We start from the raw sequence: 18,179 nt of genomic DNA, 5'->3' as shown, positions 1-18,179 counted from the left end.
CCTGCTCCTCGGACTGCGCGGCGGTCTGCTGGGCCTCGTCGGCCTGCGACTGGAACTTCTTCTGCTTGAGCGTCGCCTCGTCGTACTTGTTCTGCGCCGACTGATAGGCCTCACCAGCGGCCTGCGCGGCCTTCTGCTTGGCGGCGGCCTCGCTCTTCAGCGACGAGATGAGCGACTTGATCTCGCTGACCTTGGCCTGCTGGGCGCTGGTCGACGACTTCGCCTGCTGCACCTCGTCCCAGCTGGGGTAGCTCGCGGCGCTGGCGGACGACGTCGGAGCGAGTGCCGCGAGCGTGCCGGCCGTGAGCGCGACGGCGACCGCGGCGGCGACGAGGCGGCTGCGGGTGCGGAGGGAGAAGGGAGTGGAGGTCGACATGTATCTCGATTTCGTAACAGCGCGGCAAGGCTCACGCACGTAACACTGTTAACAGGTGCAACAGTAACAACACGGGTCGCAGGCTCGACAGCCCCTCGGACGAGGGGTGCGGCCGCCGACGATGCTCGCACCGACAGCATCGGAGACCGGTGCGCTGACGGCGCGACACGCCGGGGATGCACGGTTCGCGGGGTCGGATTTGTGAAACCCCGGGGGCATCCGTATGCTTGTCCATCGGTAGCGCGATGCACTGCTTGCGGCCCTATCGTTTAGTGGCCTAGGACACCGCCCTTTCACGGCGGCAGCACGGGTTCGAATCCCGTTGGGGTCACTCCTTGAGTGAGCGAGCAAGTAGTACTGAACAACACCACAGCAATTCAACATGGCCCTGTAGCGCAGCTGGTTAGCGTGCCGCCCTGTCACGGCGGAGGTCGCGGGTTCAAGTCCCGTCAGGGTCGCCACGGCTGGATAGCTCAGTTGGTAGAGCGTTCGACTGAAAATCGAAAGGTCCACGGATCGATGCCGTGTCCAGCCACCGGTGAAGGCCCCCTGCTTCGGCAGGGGGCCTTTTCCGTTGTCTGGCTGGCGTGACCCGATTGCAAAACACCGGTGTTCGCGCGTCGAACCGCGGCATGCGCGTGTTCAACGGGCGGACACCGGTGTTTCGCGGAAGGGCTACGCCTCGCGGGTCTTCGGGCTGCTGTCGTTCGTCTTCGACGGGTCGCGCTCGACCACGGCGCCCAGGGCATCGTCGATCCGCGACATGAGCTCCGCCGGGATCGTGACGCCGGCAGCGCCCGCGTTGTCGTGCACCTGCTCCGGACGCGAGGCCCCGATGATCGCGCTCGCGACGTTCTCGTTCTGCAGGACCCAGGCGACCGCGAGCTGCGCCATCGACAGGTTCAGCTCGTCGGCGACCGGCTGCAGCTCCTGCACCGAGGACAGCACCTCGTCGCGCATGAACCGCTTGATCATGTCCGCGCCGCCCTTGTCGTCGGTGGCACGGGAGCCCTCGGGCAGGGGCTGACCCGGCTTGTACTTGCCGGTGAGCACGCCCTGGGCGATCGGGGACCAGACGATCTGCGAGATGCCGAGTTCCTTCGAGGTGGGGACGACCTCGTCCTCGATGACACGCCACAGTGCCGAGTACTGCGGCTGGTTCGAGATGAGCTGGAAGCCGAGGTCCTTCGCGAGCGCAGCACCCGCACGCAGCTGGTCCGCGGTCCACTCGCTGACGCCGACGTACAGGACCTTGCCCTGGCGCACGATGTCAGCGAAGGCCTGCATCGTCTCTTCGAGCGGGGTCTCGTGGTCGTAGCGGTGCGCCTGGTACAGGTCGACGTAGTCCGTCTGCAGCCGCTGCAGCGAGCCGTCGATCGACTCGAGGATGTGCTTGCGGGACAGCCCGGTGTCGTTGTGGCCCTTCGGACCGGTCGGCCCGAACACCTTCGTGGCGATCTCGAGGGACTGGCGCCGCTCCCCCTTGAGCGCTTCGCCGAGGACCGTCTCCGCGCCGGTGTTGGCGTAGACGTCCGCGGTGTCGAACGTCGAGATGCCGACCTCGAGGGCGGCCTTGACGCAGGCGATCGCCGCGTCGTTCTCGACCTGGGATGCGTGGGTGAGCCAGTTGCCGTAGGTGATCTCGGAGACCTTGAGGCCCGAGTTGCCGAGGTAGCGGTACTCCATGTGCGTGTCACTCCTGTCGTGGGGCGCGTCGGTGCGACCCGAATCGTGACGGTAGTCGCGTCACCCCCAGGAGCTCTCGGCCTGCGAGTGCACACCTGTACGCTGATGTTTCAGAGACGATCGGAATAGACGAAACCCCGGCGATGTGGCCTGAGCCAGGGATCGTTCCGGGGTCTTCGTGAACAACGGTAGCAGGCGAGGCGGGATGCAGGAAGACGAGCTCGAGCGACTCATCACAGCCGAACGGCTCCGTTCGTACGCAGGGCGGACGGGGTCGTCGACTGAAGCACTGCGGCTCTACGAGTGAACATGCGAGCCGCGGCGGCGGTCATGGAGCTCACCGGCGTCGTCGAGGTGTTCGCTCGCAATGCGCTCGACCGTGAACTCTGCGCGTGGGCATCGAGCCGCACCGGGCCGCCCTGGTACGACATCGCACCACTCGACAGCCGCGGGCGTGCCGACCTCGCGAAGGCACGGGCACGGGCGAGTCGAGAAGGTCGACGTCCCGAAGTGCACGGACGGGTCATCGCGGAGCTCAGCTTCGGGTTCTGGCGGTACCTCGTCGCGGTACCACACCTCGCTCTGGGTGCCTGGCCTGCATCGAGCCTTTCCGCACGGGCCGGACAACCTGCGCATCCGACGGAGCGAGGTGGCGCGACGGCTCCAGCAGCTGCACTTCGTGCGGAACCGCGCCGCGCACCACGAACCCATCCACGCGCGGAACCTGCAGCGGGACCACGACTTCGCACTCGAACTGCTCGGCTGGATCGGTCCACACGCGGCATCCTGGGCTGAGGGCACCACTTCGATCGAAGCCGTGCTCCGTGCCCGCCCCGACGGGTAGGTGCAGGATCGAAAGGGTTGCGGCACGGAGCGGTGCCGCCGGAAGCGAGGGAGCATCCATGACCGGAGCGAGCGTGTTGTTCATCGGCGGGAGCGGCGTCATCAGCGCAGCCTGCGTCCGGGAGGCCGTCGAGCAGGGGTTCGACGTGACCGTGCTCAACCGGGGGACCACCGGGGGCAGGCCGATCCCGGAGGGTGTGACGCGCCTCCAGGCCGACGTGTCGGACCGCACCGCACTGGCGGACGCACTCGGCGACCAGCGCTTCGACGTGGTCGTGAACTGGATCGCCTTCACGCCGGACCAGGTGCAGGCCGACGTCGACTTCTTCGCGGGGCGGACGCGGCAGTACGTGTTCATCAGCTCGGCCTCGGCCTACCAGACGCCGGCGACGCACCTGCCGATCACGGAGTCGACGCCGTTGAAGAACCCGTACTGGCAGTACTCGCGCGACAAGATCGCGTGCGAGGAGCTGTTGATGCAGGCCTACCGGGAGCAGGACTTCCCGGTGACGATCGTGCGGCCGTCGCACACCTACGACGAGACGAAGCTGCCACTGACCGGCGGGTGGACCGCCGTCGCTCGGATGCGTGCCGGCAAGCCGGTCATCATCACCGGCGACGGCACCTCGCTGTGGACCCTGACGCACAGCCGTGACTTCGCGGTCGCGTTCACGGGGCTGCTCGATCGCGCCGAGGCGATCGGTGAGCCCTTCACGATCACGAGCGACGAAGCCCCGACGTGGAACGCCATCGCGCACGAGATCGCGGCGGCGGCCGGGGTCGACGACCTGCGGATCGTGCACGTGCCGGCGGACGCGATCAACGCCGTGGACCCGGAGTGGGGTGCAGCGCTGCTCGGCGACAAGGCGAACAGCTCGGTGTTCGACAACAGCAAGGTCCGGTCGCTCGTGCCCTGGTACCGGCCGCGCACGACCTACCGGCAGGGTGTGCGCGAGGTCATCGCCTGGTACGAGGCCCACCCCGAGGAGCAGTTCGTGGACGAGCGACTCGACGGCTTGATGGACGAGCTGGCGGCGCGCTGGGCGGTGTGAGCCGGGCCGCTGTCGCGGTCGCGCGGCGGCCGGAACCAGGTTCCGGACACCGCACCACGCTTGTCCGCGGTGCTGTGTCCGGAACCTGGTTCGGCGGGTGCGCACCCGCCGACCGGACGGGAGGCGCTGCACGCGCCCGCCCCGTCAGCTGCGGTCGCGCAGGACCTCACCGAGCACGTCGATCGCGGTGCGCACCTCGTCGTCGGTGACGACCAGGGGCGGTGCGAAGCGGATCGTCGAGCCGTGGGTGTCCTTCACCAGGAGCCCGCGGTCGGCGAGGTCCTTCGCGATCGCCTTGCCGGTGCCGAGTGCGGGGTCGATGTCGATGCCCGCCCAGAGCCCGGCCACGCGGTGGGACACGACACCCTTGCCGAGCAGCTCGTCGAGCAGCCCGCGCAGCAGCGGTTCGCCGTCGAGGGCCCGCTGCTGGAACGTGCCCTCGCCGAGCATCGCCACGACCTCGGCACCGACGGCCGCCGCGAGCGGGTTGCCGCCGAAGGTGGACCCGTGCTCGCCAGGGCGCAGGACCCCGAGGACAGCAGCCGAGCCGACCACCGCCGACACCGGCACGATGCCGCCACCGAGGGCCTTGCCGAGTGTGATCAGGTCGGGTCGCACCCCGACGCGCTGCACCGCGAGCGTGTGCCCCGTGCGACCGAGGCCGGACTGGATCTCGTCGGCGATGAACAACGCACCGAACTCGTCGCAGACCGCCCGGACGTCAGGAAGGTACGACTCCGGCGGGATGACCACGCCGCCCTCACCCTGGATCGGCTCGAGCAGCACGGCGACGACGGTCTCGTCCATCGCCTCGCGCAGGGCCGCAGCGTCGCCGTACGGCACCGTGCGGAAGCCCGGCGTGTACGGACCGAAGTCGTCGCGGGCCGAGGGGTCGTCGGAGAACGAGATGATCGTCGTCGTGCGGCCGTGGAAGTTGCCGGACGCCACGATGATCGTCGCCCGCTCGGCCGGCACGCCCTTGACGCGGTAGCCCCAGGCGCGGGACACCTTGATCGCGGACTCGACGGCCTCGGCACCGGTGTTCATCGGCAGGACCATCTCGGTCTGCGTCAACGCCGCCAGTGCTGCCGCGAACGGCCCGAGCTGGTCGTTCACGAAGGCTCGCGAGGTCAGCGTCACACGGTCGAGCTGCGCCCGTGCGGCGTCGAGCAGCCGCGGATTGCCGTGGCCGAAGTTCACCGCCGAGTACGCGGCGAGGCCGTCCAGGTACTGCTTGCCGTCGACGTCGGTGACGGTCGCTCCGGCACCCGACGCGATGACGACGGGCAGCGGGCTGTAGTTGTGCGCGAGAGCGCGGTCCTCGACGGCGAGCGCCGCCGCGGTGTTGACCCCGAGCGACGCTGCCGCCGACATCAGCTGACCCCGAGCGAACGCGCGACCGAGGTGCCGGTGCCGACCGGGTGCAGGTCGAGGGTGCAGCACTTCACGCCGCCACCGCCGAGCAGCAACTCGGACAGGTCGACGCCGATCGGGTTGTAGCCCTTCTCCTTCAGCTGCTCGGCGAACCGAACAGCCCGCGCGGCGATCACGACGTTGTACCCGTCGGAGTACGAGTTCAGGCCGAGGATCGCGGCGTCTTCTTCGGTGGCGATGATCGCGTCCGGGAAGCGCTCGCGCAGGATCGCCAGCGACGGCTCGTCGAAGGCACTCTCCAGGTAGGCGATGTTCGACGTACCGTCAGCCGCGGGCTCCGGGTCGAGCACGGCGATGGCGGTGTCGAGGTGGTAGAAGCTCGGGTTGATGAGCTTGAGCGTGACGACCTCGCGGCCGTAGATCTTCGCGAGCTCGTCGTGCGAGGTGCTGTCCGACCGGAAGCCGGTGCCGGCGAAGATGGTGTCCCCGATGAGCAGGAAGTCGCCCTCGCCCTCGTTGGTCTGCTCCGGCTCGGCGACGGTCAGGCCCGCCTGGCGGAACCAGTCCATGTACGCGGGGCCCTCGGGCTGGCGCTCGGGGTACTGGAACTTCGCGCCGTACGCGATGCCGTCGAGGACGAAGCCGCCGTTGGCCGCGTAGACCATGTCCGGCAGGCCGTCGATCGGGTCGATGTAGGAGATGTCGAAGCCGAGCTGTTCGTAGACGGCGACGAGCGACTCCCACTGCTCGACGGCCTTCGACGTGTCGGTCGGCTCCTCCGGGTGCATCCAGGGGTTGATCCGGTAGCTCACGGTGTAGAAGTCCGGCTTGCACATCAGGATCGTGCGCTTCGTGGCGACACGGGCCGGCGTGGCGACGGACTCGGGGGCGGGTGCGGTGTTCGACATCAGTCCTCCTGGAAGGGACCGGGGCCCGAGCCTGCCAGGAACCGAAACGGAACGAAGGAGAAGAGCTCCGGTGAGATGCAGGCTCACTCACCGCAGCGGACCAGGTCGACGCCGGGTCCGATCCTTCCACACACCGTCCAGCAAGTGCAGTAGCGGGACTCCGACACCGTGGCACCCGTTCGGGTGACGCACGTTTCGTGCGCGAGACCGACCGACCTCGCAAGAAGTCCGCGTACCATAGGGGACAAATGGATACGCTCGACCACCGCATCCTGGATCAGCTCCGGGACAACGCCCGCGCCGGCTACGGCGACATCGGGTCGGTGGTCGGACTCTCGGCCTCGGCCGTCAAGCGCCGCGTCGACCGGCTGGTCGGTGACGGCGTCATCCAGGGCTTCACGATCAAGGTCGACCCCGCCGTCGAGGACCGCGGCACCGAGGCCTGGGTCGAGCTCTACTGCCGCGGCACCGTTTCGCCCGACGAGCTGCGCGCCCTGCTCGACACCGTCCCCGAGGTCATCGACGCCGGCACGGTCACCGGCAGCGCCGACGCCGTCGTGCACATGCGCTCGAAGGACCTGTCCGCGCTCGAGGAGGCGCTCGACAAGGTCCGCCTCGCACCCCAGGTCGACCACACCCGCTCCGCGATCGTGCTCTCCAAGCTCGTCAGTCGAGAGACCGCGTAACGTCCCACGCATGGGACGGAAGACGGTCTGGAGGCGCGGCTCGGCACCCACGGGATCGCGGCCGGCCCGGCAGCTGGTCACCGCTGCGAGCGTCGCCTACGTTGCGAACTGTCTCTGGGGCACCGCCGTCGCCGTGCGGCTGATCCGCACGAAGAAGCTCCGCGTCGTGCACCACGGGCTGTTCGTCGTGACCGCGACCCTGACCGGCATCGCCGCGACGACCCCCGTGTGGACGCGCGACCGCACTGCACTGTTCCTGCTGCCGGCACTCGTGCCCCTGGCGGTCGCTCCACGCACGAACCCGCGCTCCGGAGCACACTGGAGGGTCGCGGTCGCCGCCGCACCGTCCTACCTGGGGGCCGTGCTCGCACGCAGGCGATCAGAGAGGTGAGCAGTGGAGCTGTTCGAGGCCATCCGACGACGACGCACGACGAACGGGCCGTTCTTGCCCGATCCGGTGTCGGAAGAGCACCAGCGGCTGCTCATGGAGCTCGCCGGCCGGGCGCCGTCGCAGCTGAACAGCCAGCCGTGGCGCTTCGTGCTGATCGAGGAACGCCGGACGATCGACCGCGTCGCCGAGATCAGCGGCAGCTCGATGACCCGCACCATGGCCGAGGGCACGTTCTTCGAGCGGTACAAGCCGTACTTCCGGTTCTCCAAGGCCGAGATGGACGAGCGACGCGACGGGATGCTGTTCGACAAGCTCCCCGGGCCGCTGCGGCCGTTCACGAAGCAGGTGTTCACGAAGCGTGGGCAGCTGCTCATGAACACGCTCCGGGTGCCGCAGACCCTGGGTGAGGAGAACCGGAAGCTCGTCGCCGGGTCGCCGCTGCTGCTCGGCGTGATGCTCGACCGCCACGAGTACCGGAAGGAGGAGCTGTCCGGCTTCTACTCGGTGTTCAGCATGGGCGCGGCGATGGAGAACATCTGGCTCGCGACGACCGAGCTCGGCCTGGGGATCCAGTTCGTGTCCTTCCCGATGGAGACCCCCGGCGCGTGGGAGGAGATCGAGGGACTGCTCCGCGTCCCCGAGTCGCTCGAGCTGATGGCCGTCTACCGGATCGGGTACCTTCCCCCGGAACGACGACGACCGGCCATCGACTGGACGTCGAGCGAGCGGAAGCGCCCCTCGCAGTACGTGTTCCGCGGTACCTGCGACACCCCGCAGCAGGGGTGGGACGACGCACCCGTCGCAGCCCACATCGAACCTGAGGCGACCACATCGTGACCGACACCCGACCCACCCAGACCGCTCCGGGCCTCCAACCCGTCGCCCCCGGCCTGCCGGGCCGCCCCTGGATCTCGCAGGACTGGCTCGACGTCGTCTTCGTGCACTGGCGCGTCGACGTGTCGGCGGTGGCCCCGCTGCTGCCGACCGGCACGCGGCCCGACACGATGGCGCTCGACGGCACCGACGACGGGGTGACCACCTGGGTGGGCCTCATCGCGTTCCGGTTCGAGGACACCCGGTTCCCGCCGTTCTCGACCGGGAGCGTCGGCGACTTCGTCGAGCTGAACGTCCGCGTCTACACGGTCGACGAGCAGGGGCAGCGCGGGGTCGTGTTCCTGTCGCTCGACGCCGGCAAGCTCCTGCCGACCATCGGCGCACGCGTCGCGACCGGACTGCCGTACCGGTGGGCGATCGCTGAGTCGCGCAGCGGTGACGGCCGCGTGGGGTACGCGATGCGGCGGCACGGCACCCACCTGCGGTCGATGCTCGACGTGCGTGTGGGCGAGGTGCTCGACGAGCCGGGGCCGCTCGAGACGTTCCTGACGGCGCGGTGGGGCATGCACGTGCATCGTGCCGGACGGACCCGGTTCTGGCCGAACGAGCACGAGGCGTGGCCGTTGCACCGGGCATCGGTGGTGTCGCTGCGGGACGACCTGGTCGGGGCTGCCGGGCTGCCCTTCGGGTTGACGGAGCTCGAACCGGACTCGGTGCTCTACTCGCCGGGGGTCACGACGCGGTTCGGTCGGGGGCGCTGAGGCCGAACGACGTCAGTCGTGGGGTGACCGACGCGCGACGACGAACTGATGGACGGCCGCCACAGCGCTCATCGCCGCGAAGGCAGCGCCGAACGTCCAGGTCGTGCTCCGGAAGTCCGGGAGATCGGGGAGCGTGCGGCCGAGGACCGCGAGGACACCGCAGCACGCGGCGACGGCGAGTGCTGTCCACGCGACGACGAGGCGATCGATCCGCGGCATGGAGCGAGCGAAGCGGAACGCCGTCGGGACGCCGGCGACCGCACCGAACAGGGCGCCGAAGGGGAACCCGACGGTCAGGGTGGTGACCGAGACGATGCCGACGCTCCCGACCGCCACGACCACGCGGGTGACGTGGCACCGCCATGAGGCGTCGCGGCTCTGCTCGTCGTACGCGCGCCGACCCGTCACGAACAGGGCAACTGCGCCGACGGTCGTCACCACTGCGGCGGACACCCCGACGACGAGCGCCAAGGCACCACCGAAGGCGATGCCGAGGGCGACGTGTGCGGCGGCGAGGAGCAGCGCGAGGACCGGGTACGTCCAGACCTCGAGCGGCCGGGTCGGTGTGTTGAGCACCCAACCGGGCGGCGCCTCCTCGGCGGGGTCGTCGGTGTCGGGGTCTCGGGTCTCCACCTGGCCATGATGTCCCGTCGGTGCGTGCGTCGTTCGGCACGGCGACTCCGGGGGACAGCGGCTGAGTGGTGCACGGCCGACCGCCGGTACAAGGGAGCCATGACTCGAGTGGCAGTGGTGACCGGTGGATCCGCAGGACTGGGACGGGCGACCGTCCGGGAGCTCGCCGCACGGGGGTGGGACGTGGCCGTCCTGGCCCGCGGGCAGGAGGGCGTCGACGCCGCGGTCGCCGAGGTCGAGGCCGCCGGGCGACGCGGGCTGGCACTGGTCGCCGACGTCTCCGACCGCGACGCCGTCGAGGCCGCGGCCGACCGGGTCGAGCGGGAGCTCGGACCGATCGACCTGTGGGTGAACGGCGTGATGGTCGGGGTGTTCGGGAAGTTCCTCGACACCGCACCGGAGGACTTCGAGCGGGCGCTGCACGTGACCTACCTCGGCTTCGTGAACGGCACCCGGTCGGCGCTGTCGCGGATGGTCCCCCGCGGTCGTGGGCACGTGATCCAGGTCGGTTCGGCGCTCGGGTTCCGCGGGATCCCCCTGCAGGCCGCGTACTGCGGCGCGAAGCACGCCATCGTCGGGTTCACCGAGTCCGTCGTCTCCGAGCTGCGCGAACAGGGCAGCAAGGTGAAGGTGTCCCGCGTGGACATGCCGGCGCTCAACACGATCCAGTTCCAGTGGGTGAAGTCGAAGCTGCCGCACCACCCGCAGCCGGTCGCCCCGATCTACCAGCCCGAGGTCGGTGCCCGGGCCATCGCCGCCGTGGCCGAGCGGCCGCGGAGCCGCACCTGGGTGGGCGAGTCGACGGTCTACACGATCCTCGGCAACCGGATCAGCGGGCGCTTCGCCGACTGGTACGCCGCCAAGACCCTGGTCGACGGGCAGCAGGCCCCCGACAAGGACGGCCTCGAGATGCGGGACAACCTGTACGAGCCGGTGCCGGGCGACCACGGTGCGCACGGGGTCTTCGACGAGTCCGCGCACGCCTGGTCGCCGCAGACCTGGTGGGTGGAGCACCGACGCGTCGGCAACGGGATCATCGGGGCCGTGCTCGGTGCCGCCGGGGCCGCCGCACTCGTCGCGGGACGCCGACGATGAGCCGCCCGTCGTCGACCGTGAGTGGGGCAGCCATCGTCGAGCTGGCCCGCGCCGGGCTCGGCCTGTGGCACCTGAGCCGTTCGGTCCGGGGATCGGACCAGGCCGTCCTGCACGGCGTGCTCGGGGTCCGGCAGCTCGCACAGGCCGCGCTCGTCGCACGAGCCGGGTCCGGCAACGCGCACACCTTGAGCGCGGTCGTGGACGCCCTGCACGGTGCGACGATGGTGCCGCTGGCCGTCGCCGATCCCCGTCGACGCCGGTTCGCGTTCGACCAGCTCTGGATCGCAGCGCTGCTCGCGGTCGCCGAGGCAGCGGTCGTCGGTCGCGGCGGTCGCAGCCGTCGTCGCTGACTCCTGTCGGGGGTGCTCGGTAGCGTCCCCGGCATGAGCACGATCTACTCCGTCGCGTCCTCGCTGGACGGCTTCGTCGCAGCACCGGACGACGACCTCGACTGGTTGCTGCGCTTCGGTTTCGAGCCGTTCCAGGAACACCACGACCGGTTCTTCGCCGGCGTCGGGGCGATCGCGATGGGGTCGACGACGTACGAGTGGCTGCTCGAACACGACGACACGTGGGCGTACCCGGACCTGGCGACGTGGGTGTTCACGACCCGAGACCTGCCGGTGCCCGACGGCGTCGACGTGCGCTTCGTCTCCGGCGAGGTCGGCGACCACCAGGCCGATCTCGAGCGCGAGGCCGACGGGCGCGACGTCTGGGTCGTCGGTGGCGGACTGCTCGCGGCGCAGTACCAGCAGGCCGGCATCCTCGACGAGCTGCGGGTCACGGTGATGCCGGTCGCGCTCGGCGCCGGGGCACCCCTGCTGCCGGTCGCCGCACCGACCCCGGTGTTCGAGCTCGTCGGCACCACGCAGTTCGACGGCGGGGCGGTCGAGCTCCACTACCGTTCCGCAGCAACCGCGGCGTAGCGTCCGGAGCATGAGCGACAACGAGCAGACCGAGCCCGTCATGGACGGTGCCACCGATGCCACGAACCACGAGAAGCTGCAGGGCCTGATCCAGCAGGTCGACCACGACCACGCGGGCGAGGGCGCCGGCGCGATGGCAGACCACCTGCGGGACCGCATGGACGAGACCGGCGTCGAGGACGAAGACGCGGGCGACGCCGAGGACTGATCCTCGGGCCACTTCGTGTGCAGAAGAGGTCCGGTCCCGTTCGGGTACCCGACCTCTTCTGCTCACGAAGCGGAACGCACGAAGCGGAACTGCCTAGACGCGCAGCTCGGAGAAGTCGCTGTCGACGTCACCGAACCGGTGCGCGGTGATCGACACCGACTGCTCGCGCAGGTACGGCAGCATCTCGATGACCCCGGCCTCGACCACGGGTGCGTCGTGGATCGCGACGTCGATGCTCGCGCCGAGGGCTTCTTCGAGGGCGAGGGGGTCACCGCCGAGCAACCGGATCCGGGCACCGGGACCCCCGAACGCCGTGTGCGCCGGTCGGTCCTGGCCCTGGGACAACACGGCCTCGAGCGCGTCGACGGGCTGGTCGTCCTGGCCGCTGGACCAGTCCGCCTGGAACACCGCTCCCGACGACGCGCGGGCGTGGAACTCCTGGTCGGACTCCACCAGGTGGTCGACGACGTCGAGCGGCGACCGGCTTCCGGCCAGCAGCTGCGTGAGCGGGCCGGGCAGCGGCCGAGCAGTGCTGAGCAGGACGTGCGCACGTGCCGACGTGGCGGCGACGAGCGTCCGGACGAGGTCCACGGTCGAGGCGTCCTCGGCCTGTCGGACGATGACGGACTGGGGGCGGTGACGCAGCACGTTCCGCTGCACCACGAGCCCGGACAGGTCCTGCGACCGGAAGAGGGTCTGCCGTGCGCGCACGTCGCTCAGGGCCCCGGCGCGGACGCGGTCGAACTCCTCGAACGACAGCCCGCTGCGTGCGGCCTCGATCACCGCGGTGACGCGCGGGGGCAGGCCGTGCAGCTGGATGCTCTTGTGCACGGTGCGGGGGGTGGGCAGCCAGCGGCCGAGCGTCGCGACGTACATGGGGCCGCCGGCCTTGGTGCCGGTGCCGACCGAGGAACCCTTCCAGCCGCCGAACGGCTGGCGCCCCACGACCGCACCGGTGATGCCGCGGTTGACGTACAGGTTGCCGGCGCGGACCTGCGCGAGCCACTCGGACACCTCGTCGACGTCGAGCGAGTGGATGCCCGCCGTCAGCCCGAAGTCGGTGCCGTTCTGGATGGCGATCGCCTGCTCGAGGGTCTCGGCGCGCATGATGCCGAGCACCGGACCGAAGTACTCGGTCTGGTGGAAGTCACTGCCGGGGCGGACGCCGTCGCGGATGCCCGGCGACCAGAGCCGGCCGGAGTCGTCGACCGCCTCGGGCTGCAGGAGCCAGGACTCCCCCGGCCCGAGCTCGGTCAGACCCTGGCGCAGCTTGCCCTGCGGTTCGGCGATGACCGGGCCGACCTGCGCCGTGGGGTCGTCCGGCCACGCGACCCGCAGCGTGCGGGTCGCGTCGACGAGCTGCCGCCGGAAGCGCTCGCTCTCACCCACCGACCCGACCAGGATCACGAGGGACGCCGCCGAGCACTGCTGTCCGGCGTGCCCGAAGGCGGACTGCACGATGTCCTGCACCGCCAGGTCGAGGTCGGCGCTGGGCGTGACGACGACGGCGTTCTTGCCACTCGTCTCGGCGGTGAGCGGTAGCCCGGCGCGCCACCAGCGGAACGCACGGGCGGTGTCGGACGAGCCGGTCAGGATGATGCGGTCGACCGTGGGGTGGCCGATCAGGTCGCGGCCGAGTTCGTCCTCGGCCAGGTCGACGAGCTGCAGCAGCGAGTGCGGCACCCCGGCATCCCAGAGCACGTCGGCGAGCACGGCCCCGGAGCGCTTGGCCTCGGGTGCGGGCTTGAGCACGACACCGCTCCCCGCGGCGAGCGCAGCAAGCACGCCACCGGCGGGGATGGCGACGGGGAAGTTCCACGGCGGCACGACGACGGTCAGCCGCGGCGGCACGTACTGCGCGCCCTCGACGTCCCCGAGGCGGCGGGCGCTCTCGGCGTAGTAGTGGGCGGCGTCGACGGCCTCGGTCACCTCGGTGTCGGCTTCGGCGAAGGTCTTGCCGGTCTCGGCGGCCATGACCTCGATCAGGTCGGCTCGGCGGGTCTCGAGTTCGTGCCCGATGAGGTCGAGGAGCTCGGCGCGGTCGGACGGGTCCTGCCGACCCCAGTTCACGCCGGCCTGGGCGGTCCGTGCCATGATCCGCTCGAGCTTGGAGCGGTCGGCGACCCTCGCGCCGCGGATGGTCTGCGCGCCGAGCTGCGAGCGCGGCACCCGGCGCAGGACGTCGAGCGCCCAGGACCGGTTCGCGGCGACGGACGGGTCGGTGTCGGGGGCGTTGTGGAACGCGTCGCGCAGCACGGGTTCGCCGAGTGCGCGGTGGCGGTCCTGTGTGCGGTGGCTCGCGGGGACGGGCTCGTCGAGTGCGGCGACGGACGCCAGGAACCGGCTGTGCTCCCGCTCGAACACGCTGGCGTCGTGGTCGATGTCGGACGCGGCGGCGATGAAGTTCTCGGGGCTCGCGCTCTCCTGCAGGCGACGGGCCAGGTACGCGATGGCCGAGTCGAACTCGTCCGGCTGCACGACGGGCGTGTAGAGCAAGATCTGCCCGACGTCGGTCCGGACGGCCTGTGCGTGGGTGGACGCCATGCCGAGCAGCATCTCGACGTCGACCGCGTCGGTGACCCCGCGGCGCTGCGCCAGCACCCATGCGGTGGCGAGGTCGAACAGGTTGTGCCCCGCGACCCCGATCCGCACGGCGTCGGTGCGTTCCGGCGTCAGGGCGGCGTCGAGCATCCGGAGGTAGGCGGTGTCGGTCTCGCGCTTGCTGCCCCAGGTGGCGAGGGGCCACTCGTGGACGATCGCATCGACGTGCTCCATCGCGAGGTTCGCGCCCTTGACGAGTCGCACCTTGATGGGCGCGCCACCACGCGCACGGCGCTCCTGCGCCCACTCGGTCAGCCCGTCGAGTGCTCCCGCGGCGTCGGGCAGGTAGGCCTGCAGCACGACGCCGGCCTGCAGGTCGGCGAACTCGTCGCGGTCGAGCAGCGTCCGGAACACGGCGAGGGTGACGTCGAGGTCGCGGTACTCCTCCATGTCGAGGTTGATGAACTTGGCGGGGCGTCCGGAGGCCATCGGCGCCGCGGCCAGGCGGTAGAGCGGGACGAGCCGGTCGACGACGCGCTCGACCGTCTGGTCGAAGGCCCATGCCGAGGTCTGCGGCACGACGGAGCTCACCTTGATCGACACGTGGTCGACGTCGTCGCGGGCGAGCAGGTCCATCGTGCCCTGCAGTCGTCGGTCGCTCTCGGCGCTGCCGAGGACGGCCTCGCCGAGCAGGTTCACGTTCAGCCTGGTGCCCGGTCCGCCGACCTTGGCGAGGGCCGGGCCGAGCTTGCTCGTGCTCGCGTCGATGACCAGGTGCCCGGTCATCCGACGCAGGATCCGGCGCGCGGTCGGGATCACCGCCCACGGTGCCATCGTGGCGAACCCACCGCCGAGGGTCACCGCCCCGCGCAGGTACCAGGCGAGGAAGTCGGGGACGTCACGGCTCAGCTGCTCGAGGTTGCGTGCCGCGACCCGGGGGTCTTCGGGGCGGATGACCTTGTCGACGAAACCACGGGTGAAGTCGAGGCCCTGCTCGTCGCGCAGGACCTCGGCCAGACGGGCCGCACCCGGGTCGGGCTTCACCCCGGCGGACGCCGCCAGCCACCGGCGCACGAGCGCGACGGCGTCATCGGTGGTGTCCTGGAGGCGAGCGCTCGGCATCCTCCGATCGTATGCCGCACGTCCGACGCGAACTCGGAGCACGCCGTACGTCGGCCAGGAGTCATCCGAGCGGATGAAAGGGGTCGCGGCGCGGTCCGACCGTCCGCCCGGTGGATACGCTGGTCGGCATGTCGACGGAGGGCAACGGTGGCCGCGACTGGGCCACGTGGGACGCGTACCACGACGTCTGGCGACGACTCGACCGGGCGCTCGACCAGGCCGTCCAGGCGGGTGCCGGCATCTCCATCCCCGAGTTCGAGATCCTGATCGGTCTGCACCGCGACCCCGACCACCGTCTGCGCGTCCGGGACATCGCCGCGGGCATCGGCTGGGAGAAGTCGCGCGTCAGCCACCAGGTCACGCGGATGGTCTCCCGCGGCTTGGTCGAGCGCGCCGACTGCCCGAGTGACGGCCGCGGCAGCTGGGTGGTGATGACCGCGGACGGCCGTCGCGCGGTGCTCGCCGGCATCCGCGCGCACACCGGTGCGCTCGAGGACCTGTTCTGGAGGCCCGTGGGGACCGACGCCGAGACCCTGCGGTCCGTCAGCGCGCGCGTCCAGGACGCGATCGGCCCCGACGACGCACCGGACGAGGCCGACGCCGGTTAGAGCGTGACGACGGCGAGCGCGCCGCGCTCACCGCGCAGCCGGACCTGCACGCTCTCGATGTCGTCCCGCGGGATGTCCGTCGAGGCCGACAGTCCGCGCGCATCGGCACCGGCAGCGGTCCACGACCCCACGGTCTGCGTCGTGCCGTCCGTCCGGACCACGACGAGGTCGTAGAGGATCGAACCGTCGGCGGACCACTCCTTGCCGCCGTACGAGCACCCCCAGTCGAAGCGGGTGCCCCACTGCTCGCCGCTGATGGCGAGCTCGACGTCGAGGCCCTGCACACCGGTCATGTCGTACCGGTCGGCGGTGGCCACCGCCGTCGGAACGGCACCGGCCTGCACCGTGGTGCGCTCCCCCGCTGCCCCCACCGCGAGCCCGCCGAGGACGGCGGCGACGACCGCGAGCCCCGCGGTGGCGGCGGCCCACACCCGGCGACGACGGCGACGGTGTCGGACGCGGTGCGCGACGGAGGCGAGGTCGCTTTCGGAACGGGTGTCGGGCCTCCCGTCCGGTTCTGCGATCTCGATCGCCTGGTCGGCCGGCAGCTTGCCGAGCAGCCCCGGCAGACCGACCAGCTCGGCGACGGCTGCCGCACAGCGGTCGCACGTCTCGAGGTGCCGTTCGTACTCCAGCCGTTCACTGGACGGGAGCGACCCCAGGACGTAGGCGGCATCCCACTCCACGTACTTGTCGTGGGGTCCCTTGTCGTCGCTCATCGGGTCACTCCTCGTTCCTGCAGTGCGAGCCGGAGGGCTCGCAGCCCGTAGTGCAGCCGCGACTTGGCGGTGCCCTCCGGGATGTCGTGTCGTCGTGCGATCTCCGGCACCGTGTGCCCGAGCCAGTACGCGTCCACCACCACGCGACGGTGGTCCGGGCTCAGCGATGCGAGTGCGTCGGCGACCACGATCCGGTCCAGCACTGCGTCCGTGGTGTCCGACTCGATCCGTTCGACCTGGTGCTCGGTGCCGTGCTCGCGCCGGTTGCGGGCCGATCGCGCGTCGTCGACCACCAGGTTCCGGGCCACCGTGAACAGCCAGGCTCGCGCGCTGTCGGGAGCCCGCTCGAGCACTGCCGGGCGCTGCCAGGCGCGGACCATCGTCTCCTGCACGACGTCCTCGACGCTCGAGCCGTCCCGCGTGAGGTGCCGGACGTACCGCGTGAGCGCGTCACCGTGCTCGCGGTACAGCGTCGCGAGCAGCTCGTCCGCGGAACGACTCGTCACGGTCACTTCCCGAGGTCGAGGGAGAACTCGACGGAGCCCTTCCCGTCCACGGTCACGAAGCCGAGCGAAGGAGCCTTCACGCCGTAGTCGGCGAAGGTGATCGGCACGGTGCCGGCGACCTGGACGGTCCCGCCCTTGCCGACCGCGACCTGCGCGTCGGCCGTGACCGCCTTCTCGACGCCGTGCAGGTCCATCGTGCCGGTCAGGGTGACGTCCTGCGTGGAGCCGTCGAGCGCCTTCGTGACGTCGACGGGCTTCGTCAGCTCGAACGTGGCAGTGGGGTACTCGTCGGTCTGCAGCGCGGTGGAGCGGAAGTACTCGTCGCGGGCGGCTTCAGGGGTGCTGATCTTGCCGACCTGGACGGTGACGGTCGCCTTGGTGAGGGAGCCGCCGGCGACGACTGCGGTGCCCTTGACGTCCTTCGTGCGACCGACCACGTTCACGTCATTCCCCTGCAGGACCTCGTGCACCCGGTACCCGGCGTACGAGCTGCTCGTGCTGGTCCAGGTGCCGTCGGCGTCCTCCGCGGCGAGGGTGCCGGACGAGGACGCCGACAGCGAGGGTGCTGCGGCGGCCTGGCCGTTGACGGTGTTCGCGTAGATGACCGGGCCGGCGATGACGGCTGCTGCAGCCACGACGACGACGCCGACGGAGATCCCGATGATGACCTTGGTTCGTTTGCGGAGTGCCATACCCAGTCGACGAGGTAGCCGGGCGGATCGTTCGAACGGGTTTCAGTCGGACGTGCGGGCGCGGTCCTGGTCGGCTCGGTCCTGGTCGATCGTCGCTGCATCGTCGTCGTTCGTCGCGGGGGTCTCCCCGCGCATCCGGACGAGGCTCGCCAGCGTCGACACGGCCATCGCGGCGACGATCACCAGCAGGGACACCCACGTGTTGATCTCCGGCGCCC

The 18,179-nt window shown here is 70.6% G+C and carries 19 protein-coding genes, 3 tRNA genes and 1 pseudogene; 14 read left to right on the top strand and 9 right to left on the bottom strand.

The annotated features are described in order from the left end of the window. Positions 1 to 376: pseudogene (locus DEJ17_RS16925) on the bottom strand (hypothetical protein); the annotation flags it as partial. A gap of 258 nt (positions 377 to 634) precedes the next feature. Here DEJ17_RS16925 and DEJ17_RS16920 point away from each other — a divergent pair. From DEJ17_RS16920 to DEJ17_RS16910, 3 genes are all read left to right on the top strand, one after another. Beyond that, a tRNA-Glu gene (locus tag DEJ17_RS16920) sits at positions 635 to 707 on the top strand. Positions 708 to 760: 53 nt separating this feature from the next. Next, a tRNA-Asp gene (locus DEJ17_RS16915) sits at positions 761 to 837 on the top strand. Position 838: 1 nt separating this feature from the next. Further along, a tRNA-Phe gene (locus DEJ17_RS16910) sits at positions 839 to 911 on the top strand. Positions 912 to 1,051: 140 nt separating this feature from the next. On the opposite strand, the gene DEJ17_RS16905 is transcribed toward DEJ17_RS16910, so the two are convergent. Then, on the bottom strand, positions 1,052 to 2,062 hold the full coding sequence (locus DEJ17_RS16905; RefSeq protein WP_110895513.1) for an aldo/keto reductase family protein: 1,011 nt from the start codon (positions 2,060 to 2,062) through the stop codon (positions 1,052 to 1,054). 649 nt (positions 2,063 to 2,711) lie between these two features. Here DEJ17_RS16905 and DEJ17_RS16900 point away from each other — a divergent pair. Together DEJ17_RS16900 and DEJ17_RS16895 are read left to right on the top strand one after the other, a co-directional pair. After that, the gene (locus DEJ17_RS16900) at positions 2,712 to 2,906 is read left to right on the top strand and encodes a hypothetical protein (RefSeq protein ID WP_110895511.1); all 195 of its coding nucleotides are present in this window, start codon (positions 2,712 to 2,714) and stop codon (positions 2,904 to 2,906) included. Positions 2,907 to 2,964: 58 nt separating this feature from the next. Next, entirely contained in the window at positions 2,965 to 3,957 is a 993-nt protein-coding gene (locus DEJ17_RS16895) for an NAD-dependent epimerase/dehydratase family protein (protein WP_110895509.1), read from the top strand. A gap of 144 nt (positions 3,958 to 4,101) precedes the next feature. On the opposite strand, the gene rocD is transcribed toward DEJ17_RS16895, so the two are convergent. Together rocD and ddaH are read right to left on the bottom strand one after the other, a co-directional pair. Next, positions 4,102 to 5,331, bottom strand: a complete 1,230-nt coding sequence (gene rocD / locus DEJ17_RS16890) for an ornithine--oxo-acid transaminase (RefSeq protein WP_110895507.1) — start codon at positions 5,329 to 5,331, stop codon at positions 4,102 to 4,104. Then, on the bottom strand, positions 5,331 to 6,239 hold the full coding sequence (gene ddaH / locus DEJ17_RS16885) for a dimethylargininase (RefSeq protein ID WP_110895505.1): 909 nt from the start codon (positions 6,237 to 6,239) through the stop codon (positions 5,331 to 5,333). The genes rocD and ddaH overlap by 1 nt, the downstream gene beginning before the upstream one ends. Positions 6,240 to 6,487: 248 nt before the next feature. Between ddaH and DEJ17_RS16880 the strand changes: the two genes are divergently transcribed. Genes DEJ17_RS16880 through DEJ17_RS16865 form a run of 4 tightly spaced genes read left to right on the top strand, consistent with a single transcriptional unit; the run spans position 6,488 to position 8,911 of the window. Then, on the top strand, positions 6,488 to 6,925 hold the full coding sequence (locus DEJ17_RS16880; RefSeq protein WP_017887694.1) for an Lrp/AsnC family transcriptional regulator: 438 nt from the start codon (positions 6,488 to 6,490) through the stop codon (positions 6,923 to 6,925). Between the two features lie 10 nt (positions 6,926 to 6,935). Next, a complete protein-coding gene (locus DEJ17_RS16875; protein ID WP_110895503.1) occupies positions 6,936 to 7,316 on the top strand; it encodes a hypothetical protein in 381 nt (126 codons plus the stop codon). A gap of 3 nt (positions 7,317 to 7,319) precedes the next feature. Next, positions 7,320 to 8,153, top strand: coding sequence for a nitroreductase family protein (locus tag DEJ17_RS16870; RefSeq protein ID WP_110895501.1), 834 nt, complete (start codon positions 7,320 to 7,322; stop codon positions 8,151 to 8,153). Beyond that, entirely contained in the window at positions 8,150 to 8,911 is a 762-nt protein-coding gene (locus DEJ17_RS16865; RefSeq protein ID WP_220033673.1) for a YqjF family protein, read from the top strand. The genes DEJ17_RS16870 and DEJ17_RS16865 overlap by 4 nt, the downstream gene beginning before the upstream one ends. A 12-nt stretch (positions 8,912 to 8,923) precedes the next feature. Here DEJ17_RS16865 and DEJ17_RS16860 read toward each other — a convergent pair whose 3' ends face one another. After that, the gene (locus DEJ17_RS16860) at positions 8,924 to 9,544 is read right to left on the bottom strand and encodes a hypothetical protein (protein ID WP_110895499.1); all 621 of its coding nucleotides are present in this window, start codon (positions 9,542 to 9,544) and stop codon (positions 8,924 to 8,926) included. A 99-nt stretch (positions 9,545 to 9,643) separates the two neighbouring features. On the opposite strand from DEJ17_RS16860, the gene DEJ17_RS16855 reads away from it, so the two are divergent. The 4 genes from DEJ17_RS16855 to DEJ17_RS16840 are packed head-to-tail and all read left to right on the top strand — an operon-like array spanning position 9,644 to position 11,773. Further along, positions 9,644 to 10,639 carry an SDR family oxidoreductase gene (locus DEJ17_RS16855; RefSeq protein WP_027467045.1) on the top strand — a complete coding sequence of 332 codons (996 nt, stop codon included), beginning with the start codon at positions 9,644 to 9,646 and terminating at the stop codon, positions 10,637 to 10,639. Further along, complete coding sequence (locus DEJ17_RS16850; RefSeq protein ID WP_110895497.1) at positions 10,636 to 10,989, top strand: hypothetical protein; 354 nt, start codon at positions 10,636 to 10,638, stop codon at positions 10,987 to 10,989. Before DEJ17_RS16855 ends, DEJ17_RS16850 begins: the two co-directional genes overlap by 4 nt. A 33-nt stretch (positions 10,990 to 11,022) precedes the next feature. Further along, positions 11,023 to 11,565 (top strand): dihydrofolate reductase family protein, encoded by a 543-nt coding sequence (locus DEJ17_RS16845; RefSeq protein WP_110895495.1) that lies wholly within the window; start codon positions 11,023 to 11,025, stop codon positions 11,563 to 11,565. 10 nt (positions 11,566 to 11,575) lie between these two features. Then, a complete protein-coding gene (locus tag DEJ17_RS16840) occupies positions 11,576 to 11,773 on the top strand; it encodes a hypothetical protein (protein ID WP_110895493.1) in 198 nt (65 codons plus the stop codon). 93 nt (positions 11,774 to 11,866) lie between these two features. Here DEJ17_RS16840 and DEJ17_RS16835 read toward each other — a convergent pair whose 3' ends face one another. Continuing rightward, positions 11,867 to 15,436, bottom strand: coding sequence for a bifunctional proline dehydrogenase/L-glutamate gamma-semialdehyde dehydrogenase (locus DEJ17_RS16835; RefSeq protein WP_110895491.1), 3,570 nt, complete (start codon positions 15,434 to 15,436; stop codon positions 11,867 to 11,869). Positions 15,437 to 15,564: 128 nt separating this feature from the next. Here DEJ17_RS16835 and DEJ17_RS16830 point away from each other — a divergent pair, with 128 nt between their 5' ends. Further along, complete coding sequence (locus DEJ17_RS16830; RefSeq protein ID WP_110895489.1) at positions 15,565 to 16,044, top strand: MarR family winged helix-turn-helix transcriptional regulator; 480 nt, start codon at positions 15,565 to 15,567, stop codon at positions 16,042 to 16,044. Here the strand turns inward: DEJ17_RS16830 and DEJ17_RS16825 are convergent. Genes DEJ17_RS16825 through DEJ17_RS16815 form a run of 3 tightly spaced genes read right to left on the bottom strand, consistent with a single transcriptional unit; the run spans position 16,041 to position 17,961 of the window. After that, positions 16,041 to 16,763, bottom strand: a complete 723-nt coding sequence (locus tag DEJ17_RS16825) for a zf-HC2 domain-containing protein (RefSeq protein ID WP_110895487.1) — start codon at positions 16,761 to 16,763, stop codon at positions 16,041 to 16,043. The two genes, DEJ17_RS16830 and DEJ17_RS16825, sit on opposite strands and share 4 nt — an antisense overlap. Then, on the bottom strand, positions 16,760 to 17,275 hold the full coding sequence (locus DEJ17_RS16820; protein ID WP_110895485.1) for a sigma-70 family RNA polymerase sigma factor: 516 nt from the start codon (positions 17,273 to 17,275) through the stop codon (positions 16,760 to 16,762). The genes DEJ17_RS16825 and DEJ17_RS16820 overlap by 4 nt, the downstream gene beginning before the upstream one ends. Next, entirely contained in the window at positions 17,272 to 17,961 is a 690-nt protein-coding gene (locus tag DEJ17_RS16815) for a YceI family protein (protein ID WP_110895483.1), read from the bottom strand. Before DEJ17_RS16815 ends, DEJ17_RS16820 begins: the two co-directional genes overlap by 4 nt. Positions 17,962 to 18,179 lie beyond the last annotated feature (218 nt).

The organism is Curtobacterium sp. MCSS17_011 (genome assembly GCF_003224275.1).
In the GTDB taxonomy this organism is placed as follows: Bacteria; Actinomycetota; Actinomycetes; order Actinomycetales; family Microbacteriaceae; genus Curtobacterium.
Note: the sequence above shows the minus strand (reverse complement) of the source record. Positions and strands in the feature narration are given on the sequence as shown.